The sequence below is a fragment of the Comamonas sp. genome, from assembly GCF_036666375.1.
Lineage (GTDB): Bacteria > Pseudomonadota > Gammaproteobacteria > Burkholderiales > Burkholderiaceae_C > Comamonas.
The window spans coordinates 1-21,202 of the sequence record NZ_JAVWWA010000064.1 but is presented as its reverse complement, the minus strand read 5'-3'; the positions used below and the strand labels follow the sequence as shown (position 1 = coordinate 21,202).

The 21,202-nt window shown below is 66.6% G+C and carries 22 protein-coding genes and 1 pseudogene; 10 read left to right on the top strand and 13 right to left on the bottom strand.

Translation table 11 applies throughout. The annotated features are described in order from the left end of the window. Nucleotides 1–10 precede the first annotated feature (10 nt). Genes RR928_RS15610 through RR928_RS15600 form a run of 3 tightly spaced genes read right to left on the bottom strand, consistent with a single transcriptional unit; the run spans nt 11 to nt 2,138 of the window. On the bottom strand, nt 11–688 hold the full coding sequence (locus RR928_RS15610) for a MotA/TolQ/ExbB proton channel family protein (protein ID WP_332539127.1): 678 nt from the start codon (nt 686–688) through the stop codon (nt 11–13). Between the two features lie 8 nt (nt 689–696). Further along, on the bottom strand, nt 697–1,527 hold the full coding sequence (gene dapB / locus RR928_RS15605; protein WP_332539126.1) for a 4-hydroxy-tetrahydrodipicolinate reductase: 831 nt from the start codon (nt 1,525–1,527) through the stop codon (nt 697–699). A 50-nt stretch (nt 1,528–1,577) separates the two neighbouring features. After that, nucleotides 1,578–2,138 carry an outer membrane protein assembly factor BamE gene (locus RR928_RS15600; RefSeq protein ID WP_332539125.1) on the bottom strand — a complete coding sequence of 187 codons (561 nt, stop codon included), beginning with the start codon at nt 2,136–2,138 and terminating at the stop codon, nt 1,578–1,580. Nucleotides 2,139–2,289: 151 nt separating this feature from the next. Here RR928_RS15600 and fur point away from each other — a divergent pair, with 151 nt between their 5' ends. Next, nucleotides 2,290–2,721 carry a ferric iron uptake transcriptional regulator gene (gene fur, locus RR928_RS15595; protein ID WP_332539124.1) on the top strand — a complete coding sequence of 144 codons (432 nt, stop codon included), beginning with the start codon at nt 2,290–2,292 and terminating at the stop codon, nt 2,719–2,721. 55 nt (nt 2,722–2,776) lie between these two features. Here fur and hprK read toward each other — a convergent pair whose 3' ends face one another. From hprK to hpf, 3 genes are all read right to left on the bottom strand, one after another. Further along, nucleotides 2,777–3,730 carry an HPr(Ser) kinase/phosphatase gene (hprK, locus tag RR928_RS15590; RefSeq protein WP_332539123.1) on the bottom strand — a complete coding sequence of 318 codons (954 nt, stop codon included), beginning with the start codon at nt 3,728–3,730 and terminating at the stop codon, nt 2,777–2,779. 20 nt (nt 3,731–3,750) lie between these two features. Beyond that, nucleotides 3,751–4,224, bottom strand: a complete 474-nt coding sequence (locus RR928_RS15585) for a PTS sugar transporter subunit IIA (protein ID WP_213297095.1) — start codon at nt 4,222–4,224, stop codon at nt 3,751–3,753. Nucleotides 4,225–4,361: 137 nt separating this feature from the next. Next, nucleotides 4,362–4,709: a ribosome hibernation-promoting factor, HPF/YfiA family gene (hpf, locus tag RR928_RS15580; protein ID WP_332539122.1), complete on the bottom strand. Its 348-nt coding sequence runs from the start codon at nt 4,707–4,709 to the stop codon at nt 4,362–4,364. Nucleotides 4,710–5,058: 349 nt separating this feature from the next. On the opposite strand from hpf, the gene RR928_RS15575 reads away from it, so the two are divergent. Beyond that, nucleotides 5,059–5,979: a phosphoribosylaminoimidazolesuccinocarboxamide synthase gene (locus RR928_RS15575; protein ID WP_332539121.1), complete on the top strand. Its 921-nt coding sequence runs from the start codon at nt 5,059–5,061 to the stop codon at nt 5,977–5,979. A gap of 270 nt (nt 5,980–6,249) precedes the next feature. Here RR928_RS15575 and RR928_RS15570 read toward each other — a convergent pair whose 3' ends face one another. Further along, nucleotides 6,250–7,206 (bottom strand): tetratricopeptide repeat protein, encoded by a 957-nt coding sequence (locus RR928_RS15570; protein WP_332539119.1) that lies wholly within the window; start codon nt 7,204–7,206, stop codon nt 6,250–6,252. A gap of 92 nt (nt 7,207–7,298) precedes the next feature. Here RR928_RS15570 and purE point away from each other — a divergent pair, with 92 nt between their 5' ends. The 4 genes from purE to RR928_RS15550 are packed head-to-tail and all read left to right on the top strand — an operon-like array spanning nt 7,299 to nt 10,988. After that, nucleotides 7,299–7,796 carry a 5-(carboxyamino)imidazole ribonucleotide mutase gene (gene purE, locus RR928_RS15565; RefSeq protein ID WP_332539130.1) on the top strand — a complete coding sequence of 166 codons (498 nt, stop codon included), beginning with the start codon at nt 7,299–7,301 and terminating at the stop codon, nt 7,794–7,796. Further along, nucleotides 7,793–8,971, top strand: a complete 1,179-nt coding sequence (locus tag RR928_RS15560) for a 5-(carboxyamino)imidazole ribonucleotide synthase (protein WP_332683215.1) — start codon at nt 7,793–7,795, stop codon at nt 8,969–8,971. Before purE ends, RR928_RS15560 begins: the two co-directional genes overlap by 4 nt. Nucleotides 8,972–8,985: 14 nt before the next feature. Next, complete coding sequence (locus RR928_RS15555) at nt 8,986–9,978, top strand: L-threonylcarbamoyladenylate synthase (protein ID WP_332539116.1); 993 nt, start codon at nt 8,986–8,988, stop codon at nt 9,976–9,978. 53 nt (nt 9,979–10,031) lie between these two features. Next, nucleotides 10,032–10,988, top strand: a complete 957-nt coding sequence (locus tag RR928_RS15550; protein ID WP_332539114.1) for an SGNH/GDSL hydrolase family protein — start codon at nt 10,032–10,034, stop codon at nt 10,986–10,988. Nucleotides 10,989–11,035: 47 nt separating this feature from the next. On the opposite strand, the gene RR928_RS15545 is transcribed toward RR928_RS15550, so the two are convergent. Both RR928_RS15545 and dacB read right to left on the bottom strand, forming a co-directional pair. Further along, a complete protein-coding gene (locus tag RR928_RS15545; protein WP_332683212.1) occupies nt 11,036–12,577 on the bottom strand; it encodes an alpha/beta hydrolase family protein in 1,542 nt (513 codons plus the stop codon). Between the two features lie 62 nt (nt 12,578–12,639). Beyond that, entirely contained in the window at nt 12,640–14,106 is a 1,467-nt protein-coding gene (gene dacB / locus RR928_RS15540; RefSeq protein WP_442881920.1) for a D-alanyl-D-alanine carboxypeptidase/D-alanyl-D-alanine endopeptidase, read from the bottom strand. A gap of 148 nt (nt 14,107–14,254) precedes the next feature. On the opposite strand from dacB, the gene tsaB reads away from it, so the two are divergent. From tsaB to corA, 4 genes are all read left to right on the top strand, one after another. Next, a complete protein-coding gene (gene tsaB, locus RR928_RS15535) occupies nt 14,255–14,941 on the top strand; it encodes a tRNA (adenosine(37)-N6)-threonylcarbamoyltransferase complex dimerization subunit type 1 TsaB (RefSeq protein WP_332539112.1) in 687 nt (228 codons plus the stop codon). Further along, on the top strand, nt 14,938–15,423 hold the full coding sequence (rimI, locus tag RR928_RS15530) for a ribosomal protein S18-alanine N-acetyltransferase (protein WP_332539111.1): 486 nt from the start codon (nt 14,938–14,940) through the stop codon (nt 15,421–15,423). Before tsaB ends, rimI begins: the two co-directional genes overlap by 4 nt. Continuing rightward, entirely contained in the window at nt 15,414–16,211 is a 798-nt protein-coding gene (locus tag RR928_RS15525) for a uracil-DNA glycosylase family protein (RefSeq protein ID WP_332539110.1), read from the top strand. Before rimI ends, RR928_RS15525 begins: the two co-directional genes overlap by 10 nt. Before the next feature lie 234 nt (nt 16,212–16,445). Further along, complete coding sequence (gene corA / locus RR928_RS15520) at nt 16,446–17,432, top strand: magnesium/cobalt transporter CorA (RefSeq protein WP_332539109.1); 987 nt, start codon at nt 16,446–16,448, stop codon at nt 17,430–17,432. A 64-nt stretch (nt 17,433–17,496) separates the two neighbouring features. Here the strand turns inward: corA and RR928_RS15515 are convergent, their stop codons facing one another. From RR928_RS15515 to RR928_RS15500, 4 genes and pseudogenes are all read right to left on the bottom strand, one after another. Beyond that, nucleotides 17,497–18,228: a 5'-methylthioadenosine/adenosylhomocysteine nucleosidase gene (locus RR928_RS15515; protein WP_332539107.1), complete on the bottom strand. Its 732-nt coding sequence runs from the start codon at nt 18,226–18,228 to the stop codon at nt 17,497–17,499. Nucleotides 18,229–18,291: 63 nt separating this feature from the next. After that, the gene (locus tag RR928_RS15510) at nt 18,292–19,980 is read right to left on the bottom strand and encodes a long-chain-fatty-acid--CoA ligase (protein ID WP_332683208.1); all 1,689 of its coding nucleotides are present in this window, start codon (nt 19,978–19,980) and stop codon (nt 18,292–18,294) included. A 105-nt stretch (nt 19,981–20,085) separates the two neighbouring features. Next, nucleotides 20,086–20,793 carry a hypothetical protein gene (locus RR928_RS15505; RefSeq protein ID WP_332683206.1) on the bottom strand — a complete coding sequence of 236 codons (708 nt, stop codon included), beginning with the start codon at nt 20,791–20,793 and terminating at the stop codon, nt 20,086–20,088. A 247-nt stretch (nt 20,794–21,040) separates the two neighbouring features. Beyond that, nucleotides 21,041–21,202, bottom strand: a pseudogene (locus RR928_RS15500) (fructose-1,6-bisphosphate aldolase); the annotation flags it as partial.

The following is a 21,202-nucleotide window of genomic DNA, read 5'->3' as shown; positions in this document are numbered from 1 at the left end:
GGCGCCAGCGTCAGGCAGCAGGCCCGGCGGCTTCGCCAAAGACGGCCTGCAGATCGTGGGCAAAGCCTTCGAGATCGGCTTCGATGCGACCCGCGCTGCGGCCCTGCAGGTTGTAGCCCAGCACTGCGGGAATCGCCACGGCCAGACCGGCCGCGGTCATCACCAGCGCTTCGCCCACCGGCCCCGCAAGCTGGGCGATGCCGATTTGCTGGCTGTCGGCCAGCAGCGTCAATGCATGGTGAATGCCCCAGACCGTGCCCAGCAGGCCGACAAATGGCGCCAGCGTGCCGACCGAGGCCAGCAACACCTGGCCCCATTGCAAAGGGGTGCTGCCGGCCTGAAGCGCGGCGCGCAGGCCGCGCGTGAGCTGGCCCGAGGCCGCGCCTTGCTGGGCCAGCGGCAGGCCCGCGTCGGTGGAGGCAATGGGGGGATGCTGGGCGGCCAGCGCATCGACCAGCGGCAGCACCAGGCCGCTGCGGTCCAGTGATGCAACCTGCTCCCGGGCCGTCGCCAAGGAAGGCGCGCGCCAGAATGCTGCCACACACTGCGGCACCTCACGGCGGCTGCGCGCCAGCAGCCAGGCCTTGTAGCCCATGACCACCCAGCTGGCGACCGACAGCAGCAGCAGCAGCAAGGCCGTGGCCTGCGTGACCGCGTCGCCTTGGGTGAGCCAGAGCCAGCGGTCCATGGTTTGGATCAGCGCAGGCCGAGCACGTCGAACATGTCGAACATGCCCTGGGGCTTGTCCGCGAGGAAGCGCACGGCGCGCAGGCTGCCCTGGGCGTAGGTTTCGCGGCTCGAGGACTTGTGCGTGATTTCAATGCGCTCGCCGATACCGGCAAACAGCACCGTGTGGTCGCCGACGATGTCGCCGCCGCGCACCGTCGCAAAGCCTATGGACGAGGGGTCGCGCGCGCCGGTATGGCCGTAGCGCTCGTAGACCGCGCATTCGGCGAGGTCGCGGCCCAGCGCGTCGGCGATCACTTCGCCCATCTTGAGCGCCGTGCCCGAAGGGGCATCGACCTTGTGGCGGTGGTGGGCTTCGACGATTTCGATGTCATAGCCCGTGGACAGGGCCTTGGCCGCCATTTCGAGCAGCTTGAGCGTGACGTTCACGCCCACGCTCATGTTCGGCGCGAGCATCACCGCGACCTGCTTGGCGCCTTCGGCCAGCGTCTTCTTGTCTTCATCGCTGAAGCCGGTCGTGCCTATCACCAGCTTCACGCCCAGGTCCTTGCAGACTTCGAGGTGGGCCAGCGTGCCTTCGGGGCGCGTGAAATCGATCAGCACCTGGGCCTGGGCCAGTCCTTGGCGCAGGTCGGACGTGATGACCACGCCGCTGGCGCTGCCCAGGAAGGCCGTGGCATCGATGCCCAGCGCCGGGCTGCCCGGCACGTCGAGCGCGCCCGCGAGCACGCAGTCCTCGCTGTTATGGATGGCTTCGATCAGCATGCGGCCCATGCGGCCGGAAGCGCCGGCAACGGCAATACGATGGCGCCCGGCGGCGGGCGAGGAATTCGCGGTCATGGTGGTAATCCTGGGAAAGCGGCCGGCAGCGCAGGCGGCCGGCAAAAAATTCAGCGGCCTGGCGCTTCGAGCGGCGGGTACTGCTTGGTGGCGTCCGCGGGCGCGAGCACTTCGGCATCGGCGGCCGACGGGGCGGCCGCGGGGAAGCGCGCGAGCTGCTCCGGCGTGGCCTCGAGCTGCGGCACCTTGCCGCCGGCTTTCTTCGAGCCCAGGGTCGCGACGAAGTCGGCTTCGGACGGCATTTCATCGCCTTCGTGGCGCACCAGGCGGTCGCCTTCGAAGAACACCGTCAGCTTGCGGGTCTGGATCTCGACATCCTTGCGCTTGAGCGTGAACACATATTCCCAGCGATCCGCGTGGAACACGCTGGTCAGCAGCGGCGTGCCGAGGATGTCGCGCACCTGCTGGCGGCTCATGCCGGGCGCCAGGGCCTCGACCTGTTCACGGGACACGAAATTGCCCTGAACCACTTCGACCTTGTAAGGAGTGATTGCGCTGGCAGCGCTGGCGATGCGCTGGCTCGCGCTGTCAAGGCTGCTGCAGGCAGCCAGGACGGCAACGACCACAACAGTCAGCGCCAGACGGGCACTGCAACGGGCTTGGACATGCATGGGTATGGCTTAGGGGATATGATTCAAATCATTGTAGCGGCTGGTCCTTCCAGTACTCGACATTCTCCACACCCTCGGTGCGAGGGCCATTTCTGTTGCCTGTGCTGCGCCGGTACCGGATATGCTCGCAGGCACTCCCAAAGACCCTGTCATGACGAATATCGACGAACTCAAAAGCACGGGCCTCAAGGCCACCCTGCCCCGCCTCAAGATTCTGGAAATCTTCCAGAAAGGCGCGCAACGCCACATGACTGCCGAAGACGTGTTCCGCGTGCTGCTCGACGAGCGCTCCGACATCGGCCTGGCCACGGTCTACCGCGTACTGACGCAGTTCGAACAGGCGGGCATTCTGATCCGCAGCAATTTCGAAAGCGCCAAGGCGGTCTACGAACTCAACGAAGGTCAGCACCACGACCATTTCATCTGCACCGTCTGCGGCAAGGTCGAAGAGTTCTACGACGCGGAAATCGAGAAGCGCCAGGTGCAGATCGCCAAGGCCAAGGGCTGGGTGATCCATGACCACGCGATGTCGCTGTACGGCCAATGCACGACCTGCGCCAAGGGCGCTCCCGGCCACCGCTGAAACAGTCACACACAAAAAAGGCGCCTTTCGGCGCCTTTTTGCATTGGGCTGCATTTCAACCCTTGCCCTGCTCCATCGCGCGGCGATGGCGGTCAATGAATTCCTGGTAGGTGTCTATGCCCCGCAGCTGCAAAATGGTGTTGCGCACCGCGGCTTCGACCAGCACGGCGATATTGCGCCCCGCAACCACCTGAATCACGGCCTTGAGCACGGGCACGCCCAGCACGTCCTGGGTCAGCGGCTCATACGGCATGCGCTCGTATTCGCGCTCCAGCGTTTCCTTGCGCACCAGATGCACGATCAGCTTGAGGCGCATCTTGCGGCGCACCGCGGTCTCGCCAAAGATGGCGCGGATGTCGAGCAGGCCTATGCCACGCACTTCCAGCAGGTTCTGCAGCAGCTCGGGGCATTTGCCCTCGATCGTCGCCTGGTTGATGCGATACAGGTCGACGGCGTCGTCGGCGACCAGGCCGTTGCCGCGCGAAATCAGTTCGAGCCCCAGCTCGCTCTTGCCCAGACCCGACTCGCCGGTGATCAGCACGCCCATGCCCAGAATGTCCATGAACACGCCATGCATGGTGGTGCGGTCGGCGAAATGCTTGGACAGATAGGCGCGCAGCACGTCGATCACGAACGCCGAGTTCTCGTCGGTCGAGAACATCGGAATCTGCGCCTGCTCGCACATGGACAGCAGCTCGGGCGGCGCGACCTGGCCGTCGGCCAGCACCAGCACCGGCGGCTGCAGGGTCACGATGCGGGCGACACGGCGCTGGCAATCCACGGAGGTCGACTTGGAGAGGTAAGCGATTTCGCGCTCGCCGAGCACCTGCAGACGATAAGGGTGGATGTAATTGAGGTAACCGACGAGGTCGGCACCGGAGCGCGCCGAGCGCACGGCCATTTCATCGAAACGCCGCTCCGAAGCCCCCAGGCCCGCAACCCACTCCCAGCGCAGGGAGGTACGGAACGCCTGAAACAACAGGTCGGCGCTGATTGCATTCGGTCGCATGGAGGGGACCGGTCAGGTGATCAGGACAGCGGCGCTGCCGTCGACTGCCAGCGGGCCAGCATCTCGTGCAGCAGCTCGGCGTCGTCGCAGGCCTTGATTTGTTCGCGCAATCCGGTGTCGCTGAGCAGTTCGGCGATCTCGGACAGGATTTCCAGGTGCTTTTGCGTCGCCGCTTCGGGCACCAGCAGGAAAATCAGCAGGCCCACGGGCTGCTCGTCCGGGGCATCGAAGCCAATCGGATTGGCCAGCTGGAAGACGGCCGCCATCGGCGCCTTCAAGCCCTTGATGCGGCCATGGGGAATGGCGACACCATGACCCAGCCCGGTGGAGCCCAGGCGCTCGCGCGCGAACAGGCTGTCGGTGATCAGCGCACGGGACAGACCATGCAGACTTTCAAACAACAGCCCGGCTTCTTCGAAAGCGCGTTTCTTGCTGGTGGCGTCGACGCTCACGAGGACTTGAGCGGCAGGCAGGATGGAGGCTAGACGGTTCATGGTGTTAGGGAGGAATTATGCACGCTCCGCTCCAACGGTGCCGCGAATACCCGAGGCACGTGAAAAAGCCGCCTTGCGGCGGCTTTTGCTGTCAGATGGCTCCTATATTTCGCCAACGTGGCGACAGGGACTACATATCAGGCCTGGGCGAGCACCATTGCGTCACGCTTGGGCGTATCGAAACGTCCTGATTGCAAGCGTGTCTTGTGCTCCACGACCTTGCGGTCCAGCTTGTCGACCAGTGCATCGACGGCGGCATAGAGATCGAAGTGCGCACTCTGGGCAAACAGGTCACTGCCCTTGACGCGTACCGTACATTCAGCGCGCTGGCGTTTGTCTTTTTCCTTTTGGTTCTCCACGGTCAGCAAAACCTTTACATCCACTACCTGATCGAAGTGTCGAAGAATCCGCTCGAGCTTGCTCATCACATAGCTGCGCAATGCCGGGGTCACCTCCAGATGGTGACCACTGATAATCAAATTCATACGAAAGCCTCCTTGCCCAAGGTAAAGAAAGCCCCTGCCAGCAACACTGTCACTGGCCGGGCTTGCAAGCTTGAATGCGCATTCGTTGCTTGGGTTCACTATGCGCCCAGCACCAACCAAATGCAAACCGATACCGGTATTCCGCAGTAGGTTTTGGGTCGGCTTTGCCCAAATGTCGGAAAACCACGCACAATCGTTGGAGTTGATGCACTACGCCCGGCCGGCCTGCTTTCACCGCGCCGCGCGCCGCGCGCGGATGCAAGAGGAACAAGACCGGCCCCGGGCCTTAAAATCCTGTCAGGTAAGGACCCGCACCCTGCCCAGGCCTTGATCGCAACCATTCGTACCCATGAACCAGTCCAGCCTTTCCGCCCTGCACACCTCTGCCCTGACTTCGCTGCCCCTGCTGGCGCGCGGCAAGGTCCGCGACAACTACGCCGTGGGCGACGACCGCATCCTGATGGTCGCCAGCGACCGCCTGTCGGCCTTCGACGTGATCATGGGCGAGCCCATTCCCGGCAAGGGCGTGCTGCTGACGCAAATGGCCTTGTTCTGGTTCGACAAGCTGGGTCACATCTGCCCCAACCACCTGACGGGTGAATCGCCCGAGAGCGTGGTGACTCCGGCTGAACTGCCCCAGGTGCAAGGTCGCTCGATGCTGGTCAAGCGCCTCAAGCCCATCCTGGTCGAAGCCGTGGTGCGTGGTTACCTCGCCGGCAGCGGCTGGCAGGAATACCAGGCCACCCAGTCGGTCTGCGGCGTGCCCCTGCCTGCCGGCCTGACCAATGCCGCCAAGCTGCCCGAGCCCATCTACACGCCCGCGGCCAAGGCCGAAATGGGCGACCATGACGAGAACATCACGTTCGAGCGCACGGTCGAAATGGTCGGAGTGGAACTGGCCACGCGCATCCGCGACCTGAGCATCCAGATCTACAAGGAAGCCGCGGCGATCGCGCTGACCAAGGGCATGATCATTGCCGACACCAAATTCGAGTTCGGCCTGACCGACGACGGCGAACTGGTGCTGATGGACGAAGTGCTGACGCCCGACAGCTCGCGCTACTGGCCCGTCGAAGGCTATGCCGACGCGCTGGCCGCGGGCACCAACCCCCCGAGCTACGACAAGCAGTTCGTGCGCGACTGGCTCGAACAGGCCAAGGTCAACGGCAAGGCCTGGGACAAGACCGCGCCCGCACCGCGCCTGCCCCAGGAAGTGATCACCAAGACCGCGGCCAAATACCGTGAAGCCTTGGATCGCCTGACGGCCTGATTCTTCCTGCGCGTCTCAATGAACCGGCCCTTGTGGCCGGTTTTGTTTTTTGGGGCTTTTCTGCGGGCAGGCCGTTCATCCTTCGAGTTCAGGATCAGGGCTCACAGGGTTTTTCCGAGGCATGGGTGAAGTCAACCGTTAGCGAGCGCCCGCCGCCCCGTTCGTGGTGAGCCTGTCGAACCATGAACGGCTGTTCTCAGACCTGGAGCGCAGGCCGTTCATCCTTCGACGCGGCCGGCGAGGCAAGCTCAGGACGAACGGGGAAAGAGATCAGTTCAATGCCATGCTCAGCTTGCGCCGATAGCTGTTGAGCATGGCCGTGGTCTCGTCTTCCTGATGCGCCGACTTGCCCATCAGCTCGATGCCGCCGGCGGTCTTGCCCGGCACGCTGGCGTCGGCCTTGGGCTTGGCTGGCGTCAGCAACTCGAGCACACCGACATACAGCTTGCGCGCCGCGTCCTGGTTCCAGGTCTTGTCGCGCATGATGATCTCGAGGAGTTCGTCCATGGCTTCGGTCCACTGGCCTTCGGCGACCAGCACCCGGGCCTTGTCGAAGCGGGCTTCGAAATCGCGGCGGTTGGCGGCGATCAGCGCGTCGAAATCCTCGAGCGGCCAGTTGCCGCGCTCGTTGGTGTCGACAAACTTCAGCGCGTCGAGCCAGCGCGACAGCGCGTCGAAGCGCAGCGCCAGCGGAATGCGCTTGAGCGGCTCGCGCAGCAGGGCCTCGGCTTCCTCGAAACCGCCGGTGGCGATCAGCAGGCGCAGGTAATCGAAGCGCGCATCGTCATTGCCCGGATCGGCGGCCAGCGCATCGGCGAGCTTTTGCAGCGCCGCGCCGGTGTCGCCGGCTTCTAGCAGCTGCTGGGCTTCGTCGACATCGGATTCGGCCGCGAGCGTGGCTTCGGAAGGCAGGTGCTTGTCGAGGAAGGCGCGCAGCTGGCCTTCGGACTGGGCGCCCATGAAGCCGTCGACAGGACGACCGCCCATCATCAGCACGCAGGTCGGCACCGAGCGGATACCGAACATCCCGGCGAGCTGCTGCTCCTGGTCGGAATCGATCTTGACCAGCTTGAAACGGCCGGCATAGTCGACCTCGAGCTGGTCGAGCAACGGGCCCAGGGTCTTGCAGGGACCGCACCAGGGGGCCCAGAAGTCCACCAGCACAGGCACGTCCATCGAGGCGGCAACCACCTCGGCTTCAAAATTTTCTATAGTGACATCGATCATGGCGCGAAGCCCTTTGACGGGCCGGTGGATAAGGGAAAAGTAAAATCACGGGTTCCACTTTGGACGGCGGCTGCACAGTCGCCCCGCTTGACATGAAACCCATTCAAATCGGCGTAGTCATGGGCTCCAGCAGCGACTGGGACACCATGCAACACGCAGTGCAGATTCTCCAGCAATTTGGCATCGCCCATGAAGCGCAGGTCGTCTCGGCGCACCGCATGCCAGATGATATGTTCGCCTATGCCGAAGCGGCTGCAGGCCGAGGCCTCAAAGCCATCATCGCCGGTGCGGGTGGCGCAGCCCACCTGCCAGGCATGATCGCGGCAAAGACCCCGGTGCCCGTGCTGGGTGTTCCGGTTGCGAGCCGCCACCTGCAAGGGGTCGACTCGCTGCACTCCATCGTGCAGATGCCCAAGGGCGTGCCCGTGGCAACCTTCGCCATCGGCCAGGCCGGCGCGGCCAATGCGGCGCTGTTCGCGGTCGCACTGCTGGCCAATGAAGATCCGGCACTGCGCGCCAAGCTCGAAGAATTTCGCGCAGAGCAGACCGCCGCAGCGCGCGCAATGACCTTGCCGCCGGTGGCGGCATGAGCGCGGCAAGCGTGGTGAATGCGCCGATCCTGCCCGGCGCCACGCTGGGCGTGCTCGGCGGCGGCCAGCTCGGACGCATGTTCGTGCATGCGGCGCAGTCCATGGGCTATTTCACGGCCGTGCTCGACGCCGACCCGACCAGCCCCGCGGGGCTGGTGAGCCACCACCATGTGCGCTCGGGCTACGAAGACCCTCAGGGCCTGGCCGAACTGGCCCGGCTCAGCGCGGCCGTGACCACGGAGTTCGAGAACGTTCCCGCGGCTGCATTGCAGACGCTGGCGCTGACCCGTCCGGTCGCGCCCGCGGGCGAAGCCGTGGCCATCGCCCAGGACCGGGCAGCCGAGAAAGCGCATTTCTTGCGCTGCGGCGTGCCCTGCGCGCCCTATGCGGAAATCACCACGCCCGCGGAGCTCGCGGCCGTGAGCGCCCATTTGCTTCCCGGCATCCTCAAGACTTCGCGCATGGGCTACGACGGCAAGGGCCAGGCGCGGGTGCGCACCGCCGCCGAACTCGCCTCCGCCTGGGACGACATGGGCCGCGTGGCCTGCGTGCTGGAAAAGATGCTGCCGCTGGCGCATGAATGCTCGGTCATCGTGGCGCGCGCACGCGACGGCAAGATCGTCAATCTGCCGGTGCAGCGCAACCTGCACCGCGACGGCATCCTGGCCGTAACCGAAGTTTATGAAGGCAATGTGCCGGCCACGCAGGCGCAGCAGGCCGTGGCCGCGGCCCAGTCGGTGGCCCAGGGCCTGGACTATGTAGGCGTGCTGTGCGTCGAGTTCTTCGTGCTCGAGGACGGCAGCCTGGTGGTCAACGAGATTGCTCCGCGCCCGCACAACAGCGGCCATTACAGCCAGAACGCCATGGACGTCTCGCAGTTCGAACTGCAGGTGCGCTGCATGACCGGCCTGCCGCTGGTGCAGCCGCGCCAGCACAGCGCCGCCGTGATGCTCAACCTGCTGGGCGACCTGTGGTTCAAGGACGCGACGACGGCCAGCACGCCGGCCTGGGATCAGGTGCTGGCCCTGCCCGGTGCCCACCTGCACCTCTACGGCAAGGCCGAAGCCAAGCCCGCGCGCAAGATGGGCCATCTGAACATCACGGCCGCCACGCCCGAGCAGGCGCGCGCCGTGGCCTTGCAGGCCGCTGCCATCCTGGGCATAGCGCCCTTCTGAGCCAAGGGCCCGCGATGATCCTCCCAGGGAACCTGCCCGCATCCATCGACGAGGCAGCGCATGCGCTGCAGCGCGGTGCGCTGCTGGGTCTGCCGACCGAAACGGTCTACGGTCTGGCCGCCGACGCCGACAACGACGCGGCCGTGGCCGCGATCTTCGCGGCCAAGGGCCGGCCCAGCAACCACCCGCTGATCGTGCATGTGGCCGATGCCGCGGCCATCACGCGCTTCGCCAAGGAAGTGCCACTGTTCGCGCAGCAGTTGATCGACGCGTTCTGGCCCGGCCCGCTGACGCTGATCCTGCCGCGCCGCGCGGGCATGGTTGCGGCAGCCACGGGCGGCCAGGACAGCGTGGGCCTGCGCTGCCCCTCACATCCGGTTGCACATTCGGTGTTGCAAGCCTGTGCGCAATTGCAACCACCTGTGTGGGGCGTGGCCGCGCCCAGCGCCAATCGCTTCGGCCGCGTGAGCCCGACCACGGCCGCCCACGTGCAAAGCGAATTCGGCGACGATCTGCTGGTGCTCGATGGCGGCGAATGCGAAGTCGGCATCGAATCGACCATCGTCGACTGCACGCGCGGCGTGCCGGTGCTGCTGCGGCCCGGCGCGGTCTCGCGCGCCGACATCGAACGCGCCTGCGGGCTGCGACCGCTGTCGAAGGAAGAACTGCCGGCCCATACGCCGCGCGCCTCGGGCACGCTGCTCGCGCATTACGCGCCCGACGCCAAGGTGAGGCTGATGGATGCCCAGCAGCTGCAGTCCGGGCTGGACCTGCTCGGCAACGACGCCGCCCATCTGGGGGTGTATGCTCGGAGCCCTTTGCAGGTGCACTCTCGGGTGGAACTGCGCCGCATGCCCGAAGATGCCACCGCCGCAGCACAGGAGCTGTTCTCCATGCTGCGTGAATTCGACACTGTTGGCGTGCGCCTGCTCTGGATCGAAACACCGCCTGCCACGCCCGCGTGGGAAGGCGTGCGTGACCGCCTGCAGCGCGCCGCGGCCGCCTAGGGCCTGGCCCGCGCCTCGTTAAACTCTTGTCCATATCCCTTCTGGAGAATCTCATGGCAGCAAATTGGATGCGTCGGACCGCTTTGGTCACCGCCTGTGCAACGGCGGTACTGCTTGCGGCCTGCGGCTCAAGCACCACGGAATCGGCGATCACGCCCAGCCGCTTCATCGCCTTCGGCGACGCCACCGCCGATGCCGGCCAGAGCGGCAACAGCTACACCGTCAACAACGGTTCGGTGAACAACTGGACCCGCTATGTGGCAGCCCAATATGGCCTGGACCTCAAGGCGTCCAACCAGGGCGGTCTCAACTACGCCTTCGGCAACGCGCGCATCGCGGCCACGCCCGACGCCGCCGGCAAGTCCTCGACGCCTACGCTGGCGGCGCAGATCGACACCTTCCTGGCTTCGGGCAGCGCGCTGCAGAAGAACGATGTGGTGCTGCTCAGCGCCGGCGTGAGCGACATGATCGTCGGCCTGTCGGCCGTGATCGCTGGCACGCAGACTGCGGCCCAGTTCGAATCCTCGGCACGCGCACTCGGCACGCAGTACGCCGACCAGATCCGCCGCCTGACCAACGCCGGCGCCAAGCAGGTGGTGTTCTCCGGCACCTATGACCTGGGCAAGTCGCTCTGGGCCATCGAACGCGGCCAGGTTGCCGCCGCCGAAGCCGCGAGCAAGGCCTTCAATGAAGGCCTGCTGATCGGCCTCAACGACCTGGGCAACTCCGTGCTGTACGTTGACTTGGCCTACTACGTCAATCTGTACACCTTCTCGCCCAGCTCCTACGGCTTCTCGAACGCCACCACGCCCGTGTGCACTTCGGTGGATTCGGGCCCGGGCATTGGCATTGGCAGCGGTCAGATCAACTCCGAGAAGTGCACGGCCTCGACGCTGATTGCCGGCGCGAATCCGGATGTCTACCTGTTTGCCGACAAGGTCTACTTCACTCCCGCAGCCTACCGCCAGTTCGGCACCTACGCCTACGACAAGCTGCGCGTGCGCTGGTAAGAAGCCCCGCATCGCTGCGCGCACCAACCGACCTGCGGGTCGGTTTTTTATTGCCCGGAAGCGATGACGCGATCGAAGAAGCCGCGCGCCGCGAGGTGGCAGAACGGCGGCACCAGCACGCCGTGGTACAGCGTCAGCGCGGCCGCGGGCCCGCCCTGGGCCGTGGCCCCCGCCTTCGACAACGCGAATCCCGTCTTGACTGCGGCGAACGGGTCGTCGACGCCGCTCACGGGCGCATCGACATCGAGCACGCTCAGCAGGCCGGGCGCCATGGCCGCGGGTGACGGCGCCGACCAAAAGGCCTGCATCACGCCCGTATTGAGGCCGAAGAACACCGTCGGGTCGGCCTGGCCGCCGCACAGCAGCAGGGGACGCGCGGGCACCCAGTCGCGCAGGTCGTTCGCCCTGAGCGCCTGGCGCATCGGGTGGCCGGGCGCGGCCGCGGGCCGGCCCGTGGTCCATGCGGGCACCACGCCGTCGGGCCGTGCGGCCGCATCCTGCAGATAGGCCAGGCGCTGGCCATTGCCCACGAGATGGTCCAGGCCAAAGCCCAGCGCAAACAGCGGCGCCTGCGCCGGCGGTGTGGTCGGCGGCGTGATGGCTTCGAGGCCGGGTGCGGGCGCGCTGCTGCTGAACAGCGCGCTGACCGGCAGCCGGCCCTGGGCCCAGAGCGTGGCCAGCGGCACTTCGGCCGGCAGCAGCGTCGCCATATGCGGCGCATAGCGCGGTGCATAGACTTCATCGGGCTGACGGTAGAGATTGCCATAGGCCTGCTGATAGGCGGTCACCAGCAACGGCGTGAACACCGTGCTGCCCAGCGGCACGCGGCCCAGGAAAATGGCCTCGCCATAGCTGGCCAGGGCATAGGGCCCGGACATGGGCGCCGACGCCGTCACGCGCTCGCCTGCGGCCTGCAGCGCGCGCTGCGTCGCCAGCGCCACATGGCCGCCCTGGGAATTGCCCGACAGCAGCAACTGGCCGCTGTCGCGCGCCGAAAGCGCGGGCAGCGCCTGGCGCGCGGCCGTGAGCGCGTCGATCATGTCCTTGGACTGCTGGTCGGCGACGAGATAGGGGTGATAGGGCAAGCGCGACCGGTCATAGCCCGCGTAGTTGGGCGCGACGACGATGTAGCCATGCGCGGCGAAGGTCGCCGCGAGCTGCAGCCCGGAAGCCGCGCCGGGAAGGGTCAGGTCGCTGATCTCGGCCTGGTTGTAGGCGCGCTGCGGGTCGGTGCCATGGCCGTAGAGCAGAATGGGCCGCGGGCCCGAACAGGCAGCCTCTTCACCCCGGGGCAGCATGAGCGCCGCCGTCGCGTTGGTGGCCTCGCCCCTGGCGCCCACCGTGTGATATTCGATCGAGTGCACCTGCACGCCGCAAACCGGTGCGCCGGCCACTGCGAGCATCTCCCGCCCTGTCGGCGTGGCCGAAAGCTGGGCGCCCAGATCGGGCGCCGATGCCGCAAAAGTGCGTGGCGGCGGGTTCTGCAGCAGCGCGCCGCGCGCGCCGCCGGGGTCAGGGTCATTCGCGCCGCCACAGGCCGCGAGTGCCGCGGCAACGATCGCCGCCATCCAGATTGCTGTCGATTGCATCCCCATGCTGCGCCTCCTGATTGTGGTTTGACGGTCCGCCAACACGACGGCCCGTCACCACCTTATCGGGGCGCGAGGTCGGCGACCACCCATTCCACCAATGCGTCCAAGGCCGGCCGTGCGGCCGCCGCTCGGCTGTCGTTGACCAGCGCGACCAGCACATAGCGCCGGCCGCTGGCCGCATGCACATAGCCCGCGATCGCCGATGCATCGCGCAGACTGCCGGTCTTGAGGTGGGCCTGGCCGCTGGCGCGCGCCTGGTTGCGGCGCAGCGTGCCGTCCACGCCGAGAACCGGCAGCGAAGCGAGGAACTCAGGCATCACGGGCGAGCCCCAGGCAACCTGCAGCATGCGCCCCAGGCCCTGGGCCGTGACGCGCTCCTCGCGGCTCAGCCCCGCGCCGTTCTCGACGATGGGCAAGGCCTGGGCGCCGACCCTGCGCTGCCACCACTGGCGCAGCGCGGCCTGCGCGCTGTCCCAGCTGCCCACGCCGTCACGCTGGCGGCCCATGGTCAGGAAAACCTGCTGCGCCATCACGTTGTTGCTATATTTATTGATGTCCCTGACAACCTGGGACAGCGCTTCCGACTCGATCACCATGGCCGGCTCCAGCCCCTGCGGCACGCGGCCGTCGCGCACCCCGCCGCTGAGCTGGCCGCCGAGTTCGCGCCACATGCCCTCAATGGCCCGCGCCGCGAACTGCGCGCCGTCGACCGGTGCCACGGCCCAGTTGCGCGCACCGCAGGCGGCCGGATAGCTGCCCGCGAAGTCCATGCGCCCGGGAGCCTCCAGACTGGCCTGCAGGCGCAGATGCCAATCGCCGCAGGGGGTTCCTTCGGGCGCGAGCGGCACGCTGGGCTGCAGCGCCATGCCGGCCAGCGGCGGGTCGTACTGGATGCGTGCCAGCCCCCCCTTCACATCCGGAAGAAAACCCATCACCAGCGACTTGTAGTTGACCAGCAGCGCATCGGGCGACACGTTGTAGGGGCGCAACGGCTCGCCATCGAACAATGCCGGGTCGTGCGCGGCCAGCGCAAACGCCGAGCGGTCAAGAATGATGTCGCCGTCGATCGCGCGCACGCCCATGGCCTGCAGCCGGCGCAGCGCCAGCCACAGCCGCTCCATCACCAGCCGCGGATCGCCCTGGCCCTGGATGTAGAGCGGACCGCGCAGCACGCCGGCCTGCAGCGGACCGCCGAAGTAGAACGGCGTGCGCCAGGTATAGGCCGGGCCCAGTTGGTCCAGCGCAGCAAATGTGGTCACGAGCTTCATCACCGAAGCGGGGTTCATGGGCCGCTCGGGCTGCCAGGCCAGGCGCGGCGCCGCGCCTCTGGCCGCCTCGACATCCACCACCAGCACCGACAGCGCGTCGGGCGGCAACTGGGCTCGCGCCAGCGCGGCCGTGACCGCAGGCGGCAGGGCCGGCTGGGCCTGGGCGCTGCTCCACAGCATCAGGGACAGAGAAATACCAAGAACGGCGCGCGCGCGCTGAGGAGCGCGCCAGCGCGCCAGGACAAACTGCAAAGACATGCCGACCAGTTTAGGGCCTGCCACGCGCCGCGCTGGCGGCGGGCTTTAGCGGCGCGACGCGCAAGGAGCGCCGCCGGCACCGATAATCGAGGGCTTGCGCAATTGCGCGTGGCCGCCCACGCCTTGCCGCCCTCTACGGCACTCCCCCATGAACCTGCTTGCCTTCGATACCAGCACCGACACCCTTTGCATTGCCGTCCAGCGCGCCGACGCGCTCTGGCAGCACCGCGGGCCCGGCGGCGCGCAATCGTCGGCCCAGCTGCTGCCGGCCATACGCCGGCTGATGGACGAAGCCGGCCTCGAGTTCAAGGCGCTCGACGCCATCGTCTTCGGCCGGGGACCGGGCTCGTTCACCGGGCTGCGCACCGCCTGCGCGATCGCGCAAGGGCTGGCGTTTGGCGCGGATGTGCGCGTGCTGCCCGTCGATACGCTGCTGGCCGTGGCCGAGACCGCGCGCGCCGAACATGGTTGCTGCGATGTCGTGGCGGTGCTCGATGCGCGCATGAACGAGGTCTATCACGCGCCCTACAGCTACCGTGATGGCGTCTGGCAGGCCGCCGGCGATGCCGGCGTGTGCGCGCCCGAAGCCCTGCAGGTGCCTGCGGGCTGGAGCGTCGTCGGCAACGCCCTGGCCGCCTATGGCGAGCGCCTCGCTCCCGAGGCCCTGCATCTGACTGCGCTGCCGACCTCGGCGGCGCTGCTGCGCCTGGCGCCCGCGCTGCTCGCAGCACATGGCAGCCTGCCGGCAGCGGCGGCACTGCCCTTGTATATTCGGGACAAAGTGGCGCAAACTACGGCTGAACGTGCCGCTGCACGCCTTGCCGCCACACCATGAGCCCAGCCAGCCAGCCAGTCCCCCAGGAAGCCATACGCTTTGCGCCCTTGACCGCAGCCTGGCTCGATGTCCTGTTGCCGATCGAAAATCAGGCCTACAGCCACCCGTGGACGCGCGGCAACTTCATTGACGCGCTGGCCGCGGGCTACGAAGCCCAGATGCTGCTCGACGCCGATGACCGGTTGCTGGGCTACTTCGTCGCCATGACGGTACTCGACGAAGTCCATCTGCTCAACCTCACGGTCGCGCCCGCCCACCAGGGCCAGGGCTGGGCCAGGATCATGCTCGACGGCCTGGCGCTGTGGTCGCGCCAGCGAAAGGCGATCTGGCTGTGGCTCGAAGTGCGCGCGAGCAACGCGCGCGCGCGCGGCATCTACGAAAAGCACGGCTTCCAGCAGATTGCCGAACGCAAGAACTATTACCCGGCGGCCGACGGCCAACGCGAGCACGCCATCATCATGAGCCGCAAGCTATGGCCCTGAATCTCGACGCGCGCCAACGCGCCATGCTGCAGGAAATGGGCATCACGGTCTGGCAGCCCGCGCCGCCCGAAGCCGCACCCGCGCTCGCAGCCGTGGCAGAACGTCCCGCGCCGGCGCCCGTGGCCCAGCGCCCGCAGCCTGCGCCGGTGATGCCACGCCCCGCGGCCCCGGTCCGGCCCGCGCCAGCCCCCCAGCACGCGCCCGCGAGCGAAAGCGCCGCGGCCGCGGGTTGGCGCCTGCACCCTGCACGCCCGGTCTATGGCCCGGGCACCCATACCCAGAATACCCAGGACCCTGCCGACGGCGGCTGGCTGATCCTGCTCGAACACCCCACGGCCGTGAGCCTGGCCGCTCCTGCCGCCGCACCCGAATCCACGGGTACGGTGCTCGAAGGCGATGCTGCAAGGCTGCTCGACAACATGCTGCGCGCGCTGCGCCTGCACCGGCATCCGCGCGTGTGGAGCGCGGCGCTGGAGCGCGACGGCGCCCAGGCATCGGCTGCGGCTGCTGCAGGCGACTGCGCACCGCTCGACTCCGGTCTGCAGGCGATGGTCAGGCAACTGCAGCCCGCGCGCATCCTGGTGCTGGGCCTGGCAGCGGCGCGCGCCGTGCTGGGCCGCAGCGATGCGCTGGGCCGGCTGCGTGCCGAGCCCCATCAGGTCGCGGGCCTGCCGGCGGTGGTCACCTACGACCCGAGCTACCTGCTGCGCGCCGCGCATGCCAAGCCCGCGGCCTGGGCCGACCTGTGCCGTGCGCAAATGCTGGGACAGACCATTACGCCGCGATGAAATCCGCGCCTGCACCCTTGCGGCGCGGGCTTTTCTGCGCCGCGCCGCACGTGCGCAATGCCATAATTCCCCACTTCAAGATAACTGGAGATCGCTCCGTGGAAACCTACCCTAGTTGGTAGCTTTCAACTCCCATCGTATTTGCCGTTCGCGCCTGCTGCGCGCGCCGCTGCGGGGGTTGAAAGCATGACCTCTTTCACCGCCGCACGACGAAAAATGACATGGGAGTGAGCAATGCTCAACATCTTTACGTTGGCCAATGGCCGCCTGGTCCAGGAAGAAATCGACTCGCTCGAGGACCTGGCCAAGTTCCAGCCTATCTGGGTCGACCTTGAATCGCCTACGCTCGAAGAAAAGCGCTGGATCAAGCAGCACTACGGTCTGTCGATTCCAGAAGACGCGATGGACGAGGACATCGAGGAATCGGCGCGCTTCTACGAAGAAGACAATGGCGAGCTGCATATCCGCAGCGACTTCTTGATCGATGACGACGAAGACCCGCGCTCGGTGCGCGTCGCTTTCATCCTGAACCAGCACAACGCCGAGCTCAAGAGCCGCGGCGTGCTGTTTTCCATCCACGACGAAGACGTGCCGGTGTTCCGGCTGCTGCGCATGCGCGCGCGCCGCGCGCCCGGCCTGCTCGAAGATGCCAAGGAAGTGCTGCTCAAGCTGTTCGACGCCGACGCCGAATATTCGGCCGACACGCTCGAACGCATCTACGATGCGCTTGAAAAAGTCAGCACCCAGGTGCTGTCCGGCGAAGTCGATGACGCACGCGCCAGCGAAGTGCTGTCGGCCATCGCCCACCAGGAAGATTTGAACTCGCGCATCCGCCGCAACGTGATGGACACCCGCCGCGCCGTGAGCTTCATGATGCGCAGCAAGATGCTCAACGCCGAGCAGTTCGAGGAAGCCCGCCAGATCCTGCGCGACATCGAATCGCTGGACAGCCACACGGCCTTCCTGTTCGACAAGATCAACTTCCTGATGGATGCGACCGTCGGTTTCATCAACATCAACCAGAACAAGATCATCCGCATCTTCTCGGTGGCCAGCGTCGCGCTGCTGCCGCCCACGCTGGTCGCCAGCGCCTACGGCATGAACTTCAAGTTCATGCCCGAACTCGACTGGACGCTGGGCTATCCGTTCGCGCTGGTACTGATGGCCGCCAGCGCCGTCGGGCCGATGCTGTACTTCCGCAAGCGCGGCTGGCTGAAATAACCCCGCCTGTGCATGCAGGGCTTCGACAAGCTCAGCCCGAACGGTGCTTGTGCTGCGCGGAGGTTCAAAGCCGCTGCAGGAACCCCGTAAGAATTTGCTGCGCGTAGCGGCTGGCGACATTGCGCACGAAGTCGGCGAAGTCGACCGACGCGCTGTCGTCGGCGCGGTCGGAGATGGTGCGCATGGCGGCGAACGGCACGCCGTAGTCGTGGCAGGTCTGGGCCACGGCCGCGCCTTCCATTTCGACGGCCAGCACGGGATGGCCCGCGGCCTCTAGCCCCGAGCGCAGCGCCTGCGAGGCCAGCGCCGTGCCGACAAACTGGTCGCCGCTGACTACCAGCCCGTGGTGGGCACGCGCCGCGCTGCCGACGCAATCCTGGCTGGCCGCATGCAGCGCGGCGCTCATCACCGGATCGCAGGCCAGGCGCGTGCGGCCATAGCCGGGCAACTCCCAGCGCGGGAACAGCGGAGACGCGTCGAAATCATGCTGCAGGTATTCGCTGGCCACAACCACGTCGCCGACCTGCACGCCCGCGCCCACGCCGCCGGCCACGCCGGTGAAGACGATGCGCGTGACGCCGAAGCGCTCTATCAATGCAGCGGCCGTCGTGGCGGCGGCGACCTTGCCTATGCCCGAGAGCGCGCAGACCAGATCATGGCCGGCGCCCGCTGCGTCAGCCTGCCAGCGGCCCTGCCAGAACTGACGGCCCGCATGCCGCGTGCCGCGCACGCCTTGCAAACTCTCAACCCAACCGGCCTGCTCTTCGGGCAAGGCGCTCAAAATGGCAATCGTCATGTGTATCCAGGCAACCGCCGTGTGCGGCAAGGCCTCGATTGTGCGGCGCAACGCCGCCGCCGCTCAGGCCGCGCTCTTATTTCCCCGCAGTTCGCGGCGCAGTATCTTGCCCACGGGCGTCTTGGGCAGCTCGGTACGGAACTCGATCACGCGCGGCTGCTTGTATCCCGTGAGGTTGGAGCGGCAGAAGTCGCGCACCACCTGCTCGTTGAGCGACGCATCTTTCTTCACGATCACCAGCTTCACGGCCTCGCCCGTCTTCTCGTCGGGAATGCCGACCACCGCGCACTCGAGCACGCCCGGGCATTTGGCGACCACATCCTCGACTTCGTTCGGGTAGACGTTGAAACCGCTGACCAGCACCATGTCCTTCTTGCGATCGACCACCTTGAAGAAGCCGTTCTCATCGAAGGTGCCGATATCGCCCGACTTGAAGTAGCCGTCGGCGGTCATGGTCTTGGCGGTTTCATCGGGCAGTTGCCAGTAGCCGGCCATCACCTGCGGGCCCTTGATGGCGATCTCGCCCGGCAGGCCGGGCTCGGTCACGTCGTTGCCGGCGTCGTCGATCAGCTTCATGTACGTGCTCGGCAGCGGCACGCCTATGGTGCCCGTGAACTGGCTCACGGTGACCGGATTGCAGCTGACCGATGGACTGGTTTCGGACAGGCCGTAACCTTCACAGATAGGGCAGCCGGTCTTCTCCAGCCACAGCTGCGCGACCGCGCTTTGCACCGCCATGCCGCCGCCCACGGACACCTTGAGGTGCGACCAGTCGACGGTGTTGAAGTCGGGGTGATGGGCCAGGCCGTTGAACAGCGTGCTCACGGCGGGGAAACTGTGGAAGCGGTGCTTGGACAGCTCCTGCAGCGTGGCCTTGAGGTCGCGCGGATTGGGAATCAGGATGGTCTTGCCGCCGGTGCGCATCGACAGCATCATGTTCACCGTGAACGCGAAGATATGGTAGAGCGGCAGCGCGCAGACGCTCGTGGGCTGCTCCCCTGTGGGCACCTTGCTCATGGCCGGCTGGTTCCAGGCCTCGGACTGCAGCACGTTCGCAATCACGTTGCGGTGCAGCAGCACCGCGCCCTTGCTCACGCCCGTGGTGCCGCCCGTGTATTGCAGCAGCGCGATGTCATCGGGCAGCAGTTGCGGCGCCTGGAAACTCAGATGCGCGCCCTTGGCCAACGCATCGTTGAAGCGCACAGCGCCCGGCAGCTGGAACGCGGGCACGAGCTTCTTGACCTTGCGCACCACATAGTTGACCAGCGCGCCCTTGACCAGGCCCAGCTGGTCGCCCATGGCGCACAGCACCACATGCTTGACGGCCGTGGCCGCGATGCAGGTCTGCAGCGTGGTCGCGAAGTTCTCGATGATGATGATCGCCTTGGCGCCCGAGTCCTTGAGCTGGTGCTCCAGCTCGCGCGCGGTGTACAGCGGGTTCACGTTGACCACCACGTAGCCCGCGCGCAGCACGGCGGCGACGGCCACCGGATACTGCGGCACATTGGGCATCATCAGCGCCACGCGATCGCCCTTGGTCAGGCCCAGGCCCTGCAAGTAGGCTGCCAGGATGCGGCTTTGCACATCGGTCTGGCCGTAGGTGACTTCCTTTCCCATGAAGCTGTACGCCACCCGGTCGCGGTACTTGGTGAAGGCCTCTTCCATCAGGGCCACCAGCGACGTGTATTGGGTCGCGTCAATTTCCGCAGGCACCCCTTCGGGATACGCGCTCAGCCAGGGACGATCACTCATAGTCTTTGTGCCTCCAGTATTTTTTGCCAACGCTGAAGGCATTGTCAGCCGAGGCCCGCAAGCTCGCAGCCTGTAATTACCCTAGGCCGCAGGCCTGGGCCAGGCTCAGACCGAGCCCGGAAACGGCGGCAGCACCAGCGTGCCGTCGAGCGAAGACAGGCTGTCGCGCGCCGCGCTGGCCACGGCCAGCGCCCAGTCGCGCTGCATCCGCGACTGACTGCCTTTTTCAGGCTGCAGCAGACGCTGGTCGGCGAGGATCTGCAGCTCCACCATGCCGCCGTCCTCGGTCGCGAAGCGGTAGCTCAGATGGCTGTAGGGCAGCAGCGGCAATTGCTGCCGGCTCTCGAGCCAGGCCTGGGTCTCGGGCTTGCTGCGCTTGAGCCATTGCTGGGTCTGGGCATTGCGGCGCAGCCGCAGGCAGTCCATGCGGTCAGGGCTGCCGGCGGCTTCGTCGAACAGCAGCACGTCGAGCTCGCGCGGGCAGTTGATGCCCCAGGCCACGGGCTTCCAGAACAGATTGGAGGCATTGGTGCGCACCAGCACCACGGCCAGCGGCTCCTGCTTGGCGCCGCGCAGCACCAGCGCGCGGCTGCGCAGCGCAATCTTGCCGCTCGCGGTCGGCAACGGCGCCCAGGCTTCATCGGCCGGGCCCAGATCGGTCCAGGCCCCCGCAGGCAAGGCCAGCTGCGCGCGGCCCGCGGTGTATTGCACCGAAGCCGCGCCATGCGGCTGCGCGGCGCAGCCCGCGAGCAGTACCACCACCGCTGCACTCCAAAGCGCAGAGCGCACCATCGGCCGTCCCATTCTCTTCATTGCGAGTCCTCCCTGCGCATAGGCACGCACGTGCATGTCGGCCTGTGTAATTTGTCAGCAAACGCCATGCTGCACGCTGACCGGGAAAAACGCAAACGGATTGGCGTCAAAAAGCGCAAAAAAGCACCCGCCCAAAGGCCATTGCAGGGCCTTGGCGCTGCAAATGGATGCTTGCGCCCGCGCAGCGGCAAAAAAAAAGCCCCCGGGCCGGGAGCCAGGGGGCTTTGCAATGGCCGGTGCCAGTGCTTCAGTTCACGACTTGCTTGAGCGTGCCGTCGGCATACATGCCGGCGACGATCTGCAGGTTGTGGCCCTTGATCTTGCCGGCCTGGCCTTCGCAGCCGAACTCGACATAGCGCTGCTTGCAGATCTGCTTGGCGGCTTCGCGCGCGGGCTTGAGCCATTCGCG